Below are 13,886 nucleotides of genomic sequence, written 5' to 3'. Positions count from 1 at the left end.
GGCGGGGAGGGAGGGCTGCTCATCTCGGGCGTTCCGGAGAGCAGGCGCGGGCTGCGGGCGAGACCGTCGCTGTGGGCCACGACGACCTGCTGCCCGAGCGCCAGGGCGTCCCGCGCCGGATGGCGGATGCCGGTGAAGCCTTCCTGCTCCAGTACGAGCTGCCAGGCCGCCGGTGACAGCGCGGGGCTGCCGGGCACCCGCAGTTCGGCGTCGTCGTGCAGCCACCAGCCGTCGAGCAGGCCGAAGGTGAGGTGGTTGACGAGGTAGAAGCCGCTGATCTCGTTGAGGGCCAGCAGGCCGTTGCCGCGCAGGAGCGCCTTGGCGTGCCGCAGGGCGGGGCGGATGTTGTCGGTGGCGTGCAGCACGTTGGCCGCGATGACGACGTCGAAGGCGCCGGTGTCGAGCCCTTGGGTGTGCGGGGGCCTGGCCGCGTCGAAGATGCGGTAGGTGAGGTGGTCGCGGCCCGGCCCGAAGGTGTCCTGGGCGTTCTGCAGGAAGGCCTGGGACAGGTCGGTGAAGCAGTACTCAGTCAGGTCGAGCCCTTCGCGGGCGAGGCGGTCCAGCACGGGGCCGGTGGTTCCGCCGGTGCCTGCGCCGATCTCCAATACGCGCAGGCGGGCGCCGGGATCGGCGTCCCAGCGTGCGCGCAGGAAGGCCGCCACGTGTTCGGCGAGGACGGCGTTGAAGTGCGCGGCCACGCGGTTGTCGCGGTAGACGCCTTCGACGAGGGAGAACTCTCCCTGGGGGAAGAGCACGTCGGTGGCGCGCACCCGGCCGCACAGGACGTCGGTGAGCGCGGGCAGGGTCCGGTCCAGCAGGTTCAGCGGTGCGCGCAGGTCGGGGTTGGCGGCGGCCCAACGGGGTGTCTGCGCGGCCCAGTCGGCACGGCAGGCGTCGGCGTCCGTGGCGGCCGGGCTGCCGGTGGTCCAGCGGCCCCGGTCGTCGATCATCCCGTGCTCGGCGAGCGCGTGCAGGGTGGCCGAGAGCCAGCCGTCGAACCGTGCGTCGACGCCCTGCCGCTCCCGCCACTCCCGGAGGCCGTCGCGCGGCTCCTCCAGACCCGCTCGGCGCAGCTCGGCGGCGAGGCGGCGGAGCAGGAACGCGTCGATCTCGCCCGGGACCGGGCCCTCGTGGTAGGCGGCCAGGCCGGTGGGCAGCGCGAGGGCCGCGGCGCCGTCGCGGGCCGCCGCACCGTGCGCCTGCGGGGTCAGCGTCTCCGCGGTGAGCACCCCTTCGACGGGCAGCGGGCGGCCGAGGCGCATGAAGCCGATCTGGTGGAGCGGGCCGGCCAGGAGGCGCTCCAGTGCGCCCATCGCCGTGGCCGGGACGATCGGGGCCAGTCCCATGGACGTCACGTCGCGCAGCAGCTCGTCGGGGACGTTGCCCCAGTAGCCCCAGTTGACGACCTTGACCCGGCAGTCCAGCGCCTCGCGCAGGGCGGCGGCGTGCGCGTCCTCGAAGGCGCAGGCCGCCGAGTAGTGCGCCTGGTGGGAGTTGCGGATGAAGCTCACCAGCGAGGAGATCAGCAGGACGAAGTCCAGGCCGTGCCCGGCGAAGACGTCGGCGAAGTGCACGCACGGGTCGACCTTGGCCGCGAGGGTGGCTTCCAGTTCGTGCTCGGTCATCCGGGCGAGCGGCGTGTGACTGAACACCATCGCCAGGTGCACCACGCCGTCGATGCGGCCGTAGCGGCGGACGACCTCGTCCCGCATGCGGGCGAGCGCGCCGGGGTCGGAGGCGTCGGCGGACAGGTAGACGGGAGCCCGTCCGCCCGCTGCGGCCCGGTCCGCCTTGGCCCGGATGTCCTCGTCCTCGGCGCGGCGGCCGACCCATACGACGTGGGCGTCGTGTTGCCGTACGAGGTATTCGCTGAGCAGCACGCCGAGGTCGCCCGCGCCGCCGATGAGCACATAGACGCCGTCGCGGCGCAGCACGGGCTCCGCGGGCGGCTCGGTGGCGTCCACCGGCAGGAGCTGACGGCGCAGCCACTGGCCGCCGCGGCGGACGAGCGGGTGCGCGCGGCGGTCGGCGGGCAGGGCGAAGACCTCGTCGGCGACGAACGGTTCGCCGTCGGCCAGGTCGACTGCGCGGATGCGCCAGTGCGGCTGCTCCTTGGCCAGGCCGCCGAGCAGACCGTGCAGGCTCGCCTGCGCCGGGTCGGCGGTCCCGGAGCCGCCTGCGTCGAACGCGCCGCTGGTCAGGAGGGTGAGTCCGAGCCGCTGCTCGTCCCGGGTGAGGGCCAGTGCCTTGAGGACCCGGAACATCCTCCGGATCGCCGCGCGCTGCGTGCCGATCTGCGCCTCGGCGCCGTGGGCGGCGGCTGCGGTCGGGAACTGCATGACGACGTGGTCGAAGTCGCCCAGGACGGCGAGTTCGTCACGCACCTCTTCGGCACAGGACGCGGCGGTGTCCAGCACCACGGTCTGCGGGCGGCGGGCGGTCAGCTCGGCGAGGGCGTCCGGTGCGAGGCCGATCGCCACCACACGGGAGGCGGCGGACGGGTAAGGGCTGCCGCGCAGCAGCCGGACGGGCTCCCAGACGGGGTGCAGGGTGAGGTCGCCCGCGGGAAGCTCGTAGGAATTGGCCGGCCGCGCGGGCGGGGCGGGCACGGCGGACGTCGTCGCAGGCGCGGCCTCCACGGCAGGGGGCGGGGTGGCGGGCTGCCGTGCGGCGTTCCCGAACGTGGCGGGGATTTCCTGGAGTTCCGGAAGTCCGTCGGTGTACCAGTAGCGCTCCCGGGCGAACGGGTAGCCGGGCAGTCCGACCTTGCGCGGCTTGGGTCCCTCGGTGTGGAGGCGGGCCCAGTCGACGGCCAGGCCGCTGGTCCAGGCCTCGGCCAGCGGCGCCGGCTTTCCGCGCCGTGCCCAGCGCACGGCCGTCTCCTGGAAGTCCTCGTCGGTGAGGAAGTCCTTGACCGCGCCGCCCCCCTCGCCGCCGGGGTTGAGGTACGCGCCCGCGGGCAGCGTGCTGCCGAGCGCGCAGGCGTCCAGCGCGTCGACCAGGGCGGGAAGCGTGCTGACGGCCACGGCGAACCGTGCGGTCATCGCCTCGCGGCCGACCTGCAGCGTGTAGGCGATGTCGGGCAGGTCCGCGCTGCTCCACCGCTCCTTGCGCAGCGCGTCGCGCAGCCGCCCGGCCGATTCGCGCAGGCGCTCTTCGTCGAAGGCGGACAGCACCACGACGACGGTTTCGCCACGGTGCGCGGGCGCCTCGGGCGCATCGGGCGCGAGGTCCTTCCCGGCGTGCTCCTCGACCACGAGGTGGGCGTTGGAGCCGCCTGCGCCGAACGAGGAGAGGCCTCCGAGGCGCGGGCGGGTGCCGGTCCTCGGCCAGGGCGCGGCTTCGCGCTGCAGGACGAAGGGGCTGTCGGCGAAGTCGATGTCGGGGTTGACGCGTTCGGCGTGCAGGGAGGGCACGAGCGTGCCGTGCCGCATCTGCAGCAGCAGCTTGGCGAGTCCCGCGATACCCGCCGCGGACTCCAGGTGGCCGATGTTCGACTTCGCCGAGCCGATGGCGCAGAAGTTCCGGGCGTCGGTGAACTCGGCGAAGGCCGCGTTCAGCCCGGCGATTTCGATCGGGTCGCCCAGCGAGGTGCCGGTGCCGTGCGCCTCGATGCAGCCTATGTCCCGGGGGTCCACTCCGGCCCGGCGCCAGGCGCTGCGGATGACCGCCGCCTGCGCGAGCGGGTTCGGCACGGTGAATCCGTGCGTGTGGCCGCCGTGGTTCACCGCGGTGCCGCGGATCACGCCGAGGATGCGGTCGCCGTCGGCGACGGCGTCGGCGAGCGGGCGCAGCAGCACCGCGCCGACGCCCTCGCCGGGCACGTAGCCGTCGCCGCCCTCACCGAAGCTGCGGCAGCGGCCGTCGCTGGAGGCGAACTGGCCCTCCCCGATCATCAGGTACTTGCCCGGGTGCACCGACAGGTTGACCCCGCCGGCCAGGGCGACACCGCACTCCCCTCGCTGGAGGGCGGCGCAGGCGAGGTGGATCGCGGACAGCGCCGAGGCGCACATGGTGTCGACGGTGACGCTGGGGCCGCTCGCGTCCAGGAAGTAGGAGACGCGGTTGGCGATGGACGCCAGGCTCCCCGGCACCACGACCGGCTCACCGCGCACGCTGTACTCCGCGCCGTAGAGCTGGTACTCGGAGTACATCGCGCCGGCGAACACCCCGATGTCGCCGGCGTCCTCGGCCACCCGGGCGCGGGCGGCGGCGCGCAGGGCGCCGCGCGAGTAGCCGGCGTCCTCCAGCGTGGTGTGGGCGCACTGCAGGAACAGCCGCTCCTGCGGGTCCATCGTGGACGCCGCCTTCGGCGAGATCCCGAAGAACAGCGGGTCGAACTCGTCGATCCCGTCGAGGAAGCCGCCCCACTTGCTGTACGTCCTGCCGGGCACGCCGCGACGCGCGTCGTAGTAGCGGCTGTGGTCCCAGCGCCCGGCCGGGATCTCGGTGATGCTGTCCCGGCCGGCGAGCAGGTTCTCCCAGAAGGTGTCCAGGTCGGGTGCGCCGGGGTAGCGGCCTGCCATGCCGACGATCGCGATGGCCATGCCCTGCTCGGCGCGGGGCGGTTCGGCGGCGATGACGGGGGCCGGCTCCGGCCCGGCGGCCTGCGCGGGCTGCGCGGGCTGCTCGTCGGTGCGCGCGGCCCGCGCGCCGCTCAGGCCGACCAGTTTCGCGAGCGCGTCGGGCTGGGTGCGCAGGAAGTGCTGGACGAGGCCGTCGACCGTCCGTACCTCGAAGAACAGCGTGCTGCCGACGTTGCAGAGCCCCTTACGGACCGCTTCCGTCAGCTGGACGACCAGGATCGAGTCGATGCCGTAGCGGTCGAAGGGCACATCGGCGCGGATGTCGGCGACCGGCAGTTGCAAGGTGTCCGCGACCAGGGTGCGGAAGTGGTCACGGGCCAGGTCCGCCAGGAGCTCGTCGTCACGTACGCCGTCGGCGGCGACCGGATCCGGTGTCGGGGCGGGCAGTTGAGGCTCGGCGGCCCGCGGCCCGGCCTCGGGGAGGGTGCCGCGGAAGGCGGACTCCCCGTCCGGGCGCGGCTGGCGGATCGCGCCGTCGCTCTCGGCGACGATCACCTGCTGGCCGAGGTCGTCGGCGCCCGCGGCGGCGACGAACGCCGCGCGGAAGCCGACCTCGCCCAGGACCCGCCGCCAGCTCTCCGGCGCCAGGCCCGGAGAACCGGGGATACGCGGCGCCGGGTCGTCGTAGAGCCACCAGCCGTCCAGGAGGCCGAACGTGAGGTGGCTGAAGAGGATGTTGTCGCTCAGCTCGTTGAGCAGCAGCAGGGCGTTCGGGCGCGCGGCGGCCTTGGCGTTGCGCAGCGTCCTGCGGATGTTGCGGGTCGCGTGCAGCACGTTGGTGGCGATCACGACGTCGTACGCGCCGGGTTCCACCTCCTGGCCTGCCAGCGGCTTCTCGGCGTTGAAGAGCCGTGCGTCCAGGTACGGGGCGATCTCGCCGTACTCCCGCTGCCCGTACAGCAGGAACGCCTTGGAGATGTCGGTGTAGGTGTACTTCTCGATGTGCCGGGCCCACGGCTGCAGCCTGCGGAGGACCGTGGCGCTGGTACCGCCGGTGCCGGCGCCGATCTCCAGGATGCGCAGGCGGGCGGACGGGTCGTCCGCCAGCCGCCGTTCGAGGTAGCCGACGAGGGTGTCGGCGAGCACGTCGTTGAAGTAGTCGGCGACGGGGTTGTTCTTGTACACGGCCTCGACAAGTTCGAGCGAGGCGTTCGGGAACATCACGTCGGTGGCCGGGCGGCGGCCGGTGAGGATGCCGGTCATGGCGCGCAGCGTCGTGTCGACGAGGATCGCCTGGGGACGCTTGGCGTCGTCGGCCAGCCACTGCTGCCGCGCCCGGTCCCAGTCGGCCCAGGCGTCGTCGACGGATCCGGTACGGGTATCGAGGGCCGCGTACGTGTCTTCGCCCTCGCGGTGCAGGTGGCCGGCGTCGGCGAGGACGGCGAGGGTGTGCTCGGTCCAGCGCGCGTAGCGGTCCTCGATGCCGCCGACGGCGCGCCACTCGGCGGCGGTGGCCGCGCGGCCGTCGCGGAACAGGCCCAGGGACTGCAACAGCGCCCAGGTGATGCGGACGAGTGCGTCCTGCATGGCTCCGGCGTGCCCGCCCGCCTTCTCGCGCAGCTGCGCGATCTCGGCGCGGCGGTCGGGGCGGTCCTCGCCCAGGGCGCCGATCAGGGACGGGATGGTGACGGCCGGGTGCGTGAGGGCGTCGTCGTCGTGGAGGCCGTCGATGCTGCGGGTGTCCGTGGCCTTGAGGAGTGCGAGCTGCGGGTACGGGGAGGCCAGCAGGGTGTCGAAGGCGGCCATGCCCTCGTCCGGTTCGATCGAGCCCAGGCCCAGCTGTGCCATGCGCTGCCGGTAGCCGTCGGCGGTGACGACGCCGACGCCGGCCCAGTAACCCCAGTTCATGACCTTGACCGGGCAGTCGAGCCGGGTGGCAAGGTGCTCGGCGTAGGCGTCGGCGAAGGTGCAGCCCGCCGCGTAGTTGGCCTGGCCGGGGGCCTTGAAGAAGGCCTGCATGGAGGAGAAGAACGCGACGAAGTCCAGCGGCTGGCCGGCGAAGGCGTCGGCGAGGTTCACGGCGATGTCGGCCTTGGCGGCGTACGTCGTGCGGAACCGGTCCTCGTCCATCCGGGCGAGGGTCTGGTCGCCGAGGACGATCGCGGTGTGCAGGACGCCGCGCACGGGGCCGTGCCGCCGCACGATCTCGTCGCAGGCGCGGCGCAGGGCCTCGGGGTCGGTCGCGTCGGCCTGCACGTAGTCCGGCTTGGGGCCGTGGGCCGCCAGGGCTTCCTGCTGAGCGGCGATGGCGGCGTCCAGCGGGCGGCGTCCGATCCAGACGACCCGGGCGCCGTGACGGCGCATCATGTGCGCGGTCCACACGGTGCCGATGCCGCCGGCGCCGCCGATGGCCACGAGCACGCCGCCGGGCTCGCGCGCGGCGGCCACGGCCCCGGGCCCGTGCGTCTCCAGCAGGCGCAGGCGGTACCACTCGCCGTGCCGGTGAGCCAGGGTCTCGCCGCGGGGGTCGGCGGGCAGAGCCAGCAGAGCCGGCCAGGGCACGGCGGCGTCCGCCTCGATGTCGGCGACGCGGATCCGCCAGTGCGGGTACTCCTTGGCCAGGGTGCCGGCGAGGCCGTGCACACCGGCGTGGGCGGGGTCGGCACCGGTGTCGCCCGGTAGCCGGCGCGCCTGCCGGGTGACCAGGGTCAGGCCCATCTCACGGGCGTCCGCGCCGTCGGCCAACAGCGCCTTGACCAGACGGAATACGGCGAGGGTGCCGTCGTACCGCGCGGCGTCCGGGGCGCCGGCGGGGCCGGCCGGGGCGAGCCAGAAGACGTGCTCGGCGCCGGCGGGCAGCCGCGCGGCCAGCTGGTCGACCGGTTCGTCGGCGTGGGCGTCCAGGACGGTGGCGTCCGGGTAGCGGCGGCGGAGCCCGTCCCGTTCCTCGGTGGTGCCGCCCAGCAGCACGACGCGGGTGTGCGGGTGGGGCCAGGGGGCGGCGGGCGCGGCGGGCGCGGCGGGCAGGGCGTCCCACACCGGTGCCAGCAGCGTGGCACGCGGGGCCGCGCCGGACGGGGCGGTCATGCGGCGGAACGCGTAGCCGCGCAGGCTCGCGGAGAGCTGTCCGTCGTCGTCGTACACGTCGATGTCCACTTTCGTCACGTCCCGGTCGGCCGAGGGGGTGTAGCCCTCGGTGTGGCGCAGGTGGGCCCACATGCGTTCGGTGGTGGGGGCGAAGAGGTCGGCGGCGTCCAGGGCGAAGGGCAGTGCGGGTGCGCCGCGTTGCTCGTCGAGCGTGCCGGTGGCATCGCCGTAGAGGCCGACGACGGCCTGGACGGCGCCGTCGAGCATCGCGGGGTGCAGCGCGAACGCGCCGTCGCGGGCGCCGTCGGGCAGGACGAGCCGGGCCAGGACCTCGCCGTCACCAATGGCCAGGGTGTCGATGGCGCGCAGGCGCTCTCCGTGGCGGATGCCGACGGCGTCGAGGGCCGCACGGCACTGGCTCCGCGACAGGGTGCGGCGGCCGCAGCGGGCCCGCAGGTCGTCCAACGGCGTCGGGACGGGCGGGCCGGGCGTGGCGATCCGGCCCTGGGCGTGCACGGTCGAGCCGTCGCGCAGGACGCGGAAGGCGTCGCCGTCCCGATCGACTCGTAGTTCGGCGCCGCCGTCCCCGACCGGGAACGGCTCCGGCCATACGACATCGCGCAGGCCGACCGGCGCGAAGGAACTGCCGGTCACGGCACGGCGTGCGACCTCCAGCGAGAGCACGCCGGGCAGCACGGCCCGGCCGTTGACGTGGTGGTCGGCCAGGAAGAACTCCTCGCCGCCGAGCCGGAGGCGGTAGGCGGCCTCGTCCGTGTCCTTGTGCCCCTGGCTCTCCCCGGTGTCGGTCGTGTCGGTCCAGTAGCGCTGCCGCTCGAACGGGTAGGTCGGCAGCGGCACCTGGCGGCGCGAGGCGGACGCGAAGCTGTCGGCGAACCGGTCGGCCTCGCCCCGTACGTACGCTGCGGCCAGCGCGGCCGGGGCAAGGGCGCGCACACCGCCGACGGGGCGCGGGTCCGCTGCGGTCTCCCCCTGCAGCACCGTGTCACCGGCGGTGCCGGACAGCCAGGAGCGCAGGCGTGCCGCCAGGTCGGGCAGGCCGGCGGCGACGACGGCCAGCCGGTGCGCGAAGTGGCTGCGTCCGGCGGCCAGGCTGAAGGCGACGGCGTCGGCGGGCAGACCGGGTTCGCGGTCGAGGTGGGCGAGCAGCCGTTCGGCGACGGCACGGAGCGCGGCCGGGGTGCGGGCCGACAGCAGAAAGGCGTGTTCCCCGCCCGCGCCGGTCGTCCGCGGGACCGGGTGCTCCTCCAGCACGATGTGCGCGTTGGTGCCGCTGGCCCCGAAGGAACTCACGGCCGCCCGGCGCGGGCCGCGGGCAGGTGCCGTCCAGGGCTGCGGGGCGGTGGTGACGGTGAACGGGCTGCCGTCGAGTACGACGGCGCGGTTGGCCTCGTGGAAGTGGAGCGACGGCGGGATCTGCCGGTGCTCCAGGGCCAGCAGCGCCTTGATGACGCCCGCGATGCCGGCGGCGAACTGCGTGTGCCCGATGTTGGTCTTGATCGATCCCAGGACGGCGCTCCCGGCCGGGGCGTCCTCGAACGCGCGGGTGAGCGCGCGGAATTCGATCGGGTCGCCGAGCTGGGTACCCGTGCCGTGCGCCTCGACGAGCTGGATGCCGCCCGGCTCGATGCCGCTGCGGGCGTGGACGTCGCGCAGGAGCTGTTCCTGCGAGGCCGCGCTCGGGGCGGTGATGCCGTTGGTGGTGCCGTCCTGGTTGATGCCGGAGCCGCGGACGACGCCGTAGATGTGGTCGCCGTCGCGCCGGGCGTCGGCGAGCCGCTTGAGGACGACGGCGCCCGCGCCCTCGCCCGGGACGAAGCCGTCGGCGCGGGCGTCGAAGCTGTGGCAGCGGCCGCTGGGCGAGAGCATGCCCGCGCGGGTCGCCGACTCGTACAGCCGCGGCGTGGTCTGGATGAACACCCCGCCCGCAATGGCCATGTCGGCGTCGCCGGAGAGCAGGTCGCGGCAGGCCAGGTGCAGGGAGACGAGTGAGCTGGAGCAGGAGGTGTCGGTGGTGAGGGCAGGGCCCTTGAGGTCGAGGTGGTAGGCGATCCGGGACGCGACGACCGAGCCCATGGTGCCCCACAGGGCCTGCGCCGGCGGCCGGGCGTCCAGCTGGTCGTGGTAGTCGCCGGCGTAACAGCCGGCGTAGACGCCGCAGTTGCGGTTGGTCAGGCGTTCGCCGGTGTAGCCGGCGTCCTCCAGGGCGTTCCAGCACTGTTCGAGGAAGATGCGCTGCTGGGGGTCCATGGTGGTGGCCTCGACGCCGGAGATCGCGAAGAACACCGGGTCGAACTGGTCGATGCCGCGGACGAAGCTGCCGGAGCGGCAACTCACGTCCTGGCCGAGCGGCCAGCGGGTCACCGGTTCGACGAGGTCGTGGCCGGCCATCAGGTGGTCCCAGAGCGCGCGCGGGTCCTCGGCGTCGGCGTAGCGGGCGGCCATCCCGACGACGGCGATGGCGTCGTCGTCCGGCGCCGGGGCGACGGCTGCCGGGGAGGCCGGTGCGTGCAGCGCGTCACGGTAGGTACCGATGATGAACGCGTGCAGGCGCTCGACGGTGCCGTGGTCGAAGAGATCGGTGGTTTCCAGCGCGGTGCCGAGGGCCGTGTTGAGCGTGTGGACCAGGTTCACGCCGAGGATGGAGTCCAGGCCGTAGTCGGCGAAGGGGCGGCGGCGCTCGATCTCGGCGACCGGCATCTGCAGGGCCTCGGCCAGTGCGTCGAGCAGGATGCGCTCGACGTCGGCGGCACCGGCCGCCGTCGGGCGGGACGGGGCGGCCGCCGGCGTCGTTGCCGGGTGCTCGCTGCCGGCCGGGCCGAACCAGAACTCCCGTCCGGCGAAGGGGTAGGCGGGCAGGTGGACCCGTGCCGGCGTGTCCGCACCGGCGTGCAGGCGGGTCCAGTCGAGCGGCATGCCCTTGGCCCAGAAGGCGGCCAGGTCGTGCCAGTCGCCGCGGTTGATCCAGCGGGCGACGAGGGCGCGCAGTTCGTCCTTCTCCGCCAGGGCTGCCAGGGTCTCGCGAGTGGCCCTGACGCGGCCGCGGGACCACGGGCCCTCGGCCTCGGAGCCGGAGCCGGAGCCGGAGCCGGCGAGGAAGGCGTCGAGCTGGTCGAGCCATTCCTCGGGTGTGCTCGCGACGAAGCACACCCGCTCGTCCATCTCCTCCCGTCCGGTCTGGAGGGTGGCCGCGACGGCGGGCAGGTCCACGGGGGCTCCGTTGCGGAGCAGGTCGGACAGTTGGCCGGCCCGTGCGTGCAGGTCCTCGGTGGTCCGGGCGGACAGCGGCAGCAGCACCGGCCGTGCGGACGGGGCGGGCGTGGCGGGTGCGGTCGTCGGGCTCCGGTACTCGGCGACGATGACATGGGCGTTGGCGCCGCCCGCGCCGAACGAGGAGATGCCGGCCCTCCGCGGGCCGCCGTCCGCGGGCCGCGGCCAGGGGGCCCCGCCGGTCTGCAGGGTGAACGGGGTGGCCGCGAAGTCGATGTCGGGGTTGGTCTGTTCGGCATGCAGGGTGGGCGCGAACTCGCCGTGCTGCAGTTGCAGTACGGCCTTGGTCAGGCCCGCGATACCGGCAGCGGCCTCCAGGTGGCCGATGTTCGACTTGACCGAGCCGAGGGCGCACGCACCGCTCCCGCCGGCGTCAGGAGCGAAGGCCTGGGTCAGACCGTCGATCTCGACGGGGTCGCCGAGCCGGGTGCCGGTGCCGTGCGCCTCGATGTAGCCGATGCCGGCCGCGGACACGCCGGCGCGGCCCAGCGCGTCGCGGATCAGCGCGGCCTGTGCGCGCGGGTTGGGCACGGTGTACCCGTTGGTGCGCCCACCGTGGTTGATGGCGGAGCCGACGATCACCGCGTGGATGGGGTCGCCGTCGGCCTCGGCCGCGGACAGCGGCTTCAACAGCACCGCGCCGACGCCCTCGCCGGGCAGGAACCCGTCGCCGCCGGCGCCGAAGCTGCGGCAGTGCCCGTCGGTGGCGAGCATCCGGGAGCGGCACAGCTCGACGTACGAGGAGGGGTGCAGGTAGAGGTTGACACCGCCGGCGATGGCCAGCTCGCACGCGCCGTGGCGCAGGTGCTCGCAGGCCTCGTGAATCGCGGTCAGCGACGACGAGCACATGGTGTCGATGGGCATGCTCGGGCCGTGCAGGTCCAGCAGGTACGACACCCGGTTGGCCAGCGATCCGAAGGACGTGCGCGGCGCGGGCGGCAATCCGTCGGTCGCCGGCGGGCGGTGGCGGTCGAAGCCGGTCTTGGTGATCCCGGCGAAGACGCCGACCGACGATGCGTGCTGCTCGGCGAGGCGCTGCCGCGTATAGCCGGCGTCCTCCAGCACCGACCAGGCGCTCTCGACGAACAGCCGTTCCTGCGGGTCCATGTCGGCGGCGTCGCGCGGCGCGATCCCGAAGAACGCGGCGTCGAAGCGGGCGAAGTCGTCGAGGAACGCGCCCCACTTGCTGTAGCTGGCGCCCTGCTGCACGGCCCGCTGCGGATCCGGTTCGTAGAAGGGGTCCAGCGGCCAGCGCTCGGCGGGGACCTCGCGGACGCTCTCCCGGCCCGCGCGCAGGTTCTCCCAGAACGCCTCCAGGGTCGGGGCGTCCGGGTAGCGCCCGCTCAGGCCGATGATGGCGATCGGCTCGTCCGCGTCGGCCGGACGGGGCCGCGCCGTCAGCGGCGCGGCCGCCGTCGCCGGAGTCCCGGCCGGGGCGGCGGCCACGTCCGGGACGTCGCCGAGCCAGCGGCGGCAGCCGTCCGCGTGCTGCTCCGCCAGGTGCCCGGCCAGGTCGTTCAGCGTCGGGTACTGGTAGAGCACCGTCTTGGGCAGGGCGCCGAACCACTGCGCGAACCGGCGGTTGAGCCGGGTCACGGCAAGCGAGTCGATGCCGAAGCCGTCGAGCGGAGCGGCGGCGTCCAGCCGGGCGGGGTCGAGCCGCACCGTCTCGGCGATCAACTCCTTCAGCAGGGGCAGCACGCGTGCCCGCAGTTCCGCCGGCCCCGTCTGCGGCGTCTGCGCCTCCTGCGGACCTTCCTCGTCCACTCCGCTCTCCTCGTCCATGACCAGTAGGTGTGGTGTGCCGAGCGCCAGTGCGCCGTGCAGGGCCCGCAGTGCCGTGTCCGTTGTCAGGGGGCGCCCGAAGCGGGCGGTGAGCGCGGGCACGTCCTCGGCCGGGACGCTCATCCCGCCGTCCTGCCACAGCGGCCAGCCGATCGAGACGCTCGCGCCGTGGCGCTCGCCCGCGGCGGCCAGGCCGGCCCGGTGGGTCAGGTAGGCGTCGAGGAACCCGTTCGCGGCGGCGTAGTCGGCCTGCCCGGGGTTGCCCAGCGTCCCCGCGCCGGAGGAGAACGCCGCGAGGAAGTCCAACGGCAGGCGGCGGGTGGCCTCGTCGAGGTGCACCAGCCCGGCGGCTTTCGGCGCCAGGACCCGCTGGGCGTCCTGGTGGGACTTGCGGATCACGTAGTCGTCGCTGATCAGGCCCGCCGCGTGCACGACCCCGTCGAGCCTGCCGTACGTGCCCACAAGGGAGTTGACGAGCTCCGCCACGGCGGCGGCGTCGGCGACGTCCACCCGGCGGTACTCGGCCCCCGGGCGCAGCTCACCGGGCCCGGGGCCCGCCGGCGAGCGTCCGCACAGGACGACCCGGGCGCCGGGGGCGTGCCGTGCGATGTCGGCGGCGACCAGCCGGCCGACGCCGCCCGCTCCCCCGCTGATCAGATAGACGCCGTCGGCCTTCCACACCGGCGGGGCTGCCGCCGGACGCGGGGCCGCTGCCCAGGCGCGGACCTGGCGGCGGCCGCCGGTGTAGCGCACGTGGTCCGCCGCCTGCCCGGACTCCGCCCGCAGCACGCGGGCGAGCTCCTCGCCCGACGGCCGCTGCGTGAACTCGATCAGCTGGCCGTGCAGCGCCGGGTCCTCCTGCGCGGCGGTGCGCAGCATGCCGATCAGACCGGCGTAGCCGTACGGAGTCCCCTCCCGGCACACGACCTGCACGGAACGGGGGCCGCCGGCCGGCTGGTTCAGCAGCCGCTGGAGCTCGCCGAGCAGCAGGGTCGCCGCGTGCTCGTAGGCGGCAGCGGGCCCGTCGTCACGGCTTTCCACGCGGGCGACGGACACGCCGGGCAGGTGCCGGCGCAGGTCGGTCACGTCCGCGTCGGGGGTGTCGCACAGCACGACCAGCCGCCGGGTTCCGGGGGGCGCGGTGCGCTCTCGCGCCGGTTCGTCGCGCCATGCCGGCACACGAAGGATGTTTCTGCTCAC

Annotated in this window: 1 protein-coding gene (cut by a window edge); it reads right to left on the bottom strand. The window is 74.4% G+C overall.

All coding sequences use genetic code 11. The annotated features are described in order from the left end of the window. On the bottom strand, positions 1-13,886 hold the 5' portion of the coding sequence (locus tag CPH93_RS33050; RefSeq protein ID WP_159395088.1) for an SDR family NAD(P)-dependent oxidoreductase. The gene continues 10,156 nt to the left of window position 1, outside the view; only the first 13,886 of its 24,042 coding nucleotides appear in the window; the start codon lies at positions 13,884-13,886; its stop codon lies beyond the left edge, outside the window.

Source organism: Streptomyces sp. 2323.1, assembly GCF_900221035.1.
GTDB lineage: Bacteria > Actinomycetota > Actinomycetes > Streptomycetales > Streptomycetaceae > Streptomyces > Streptomyces sioyaensis.
The sequence above is the reverse complement of the archived record's forward strand: the minus strand, read 5'-3'. Positions and strand labels throughout refer to the sequence as shown.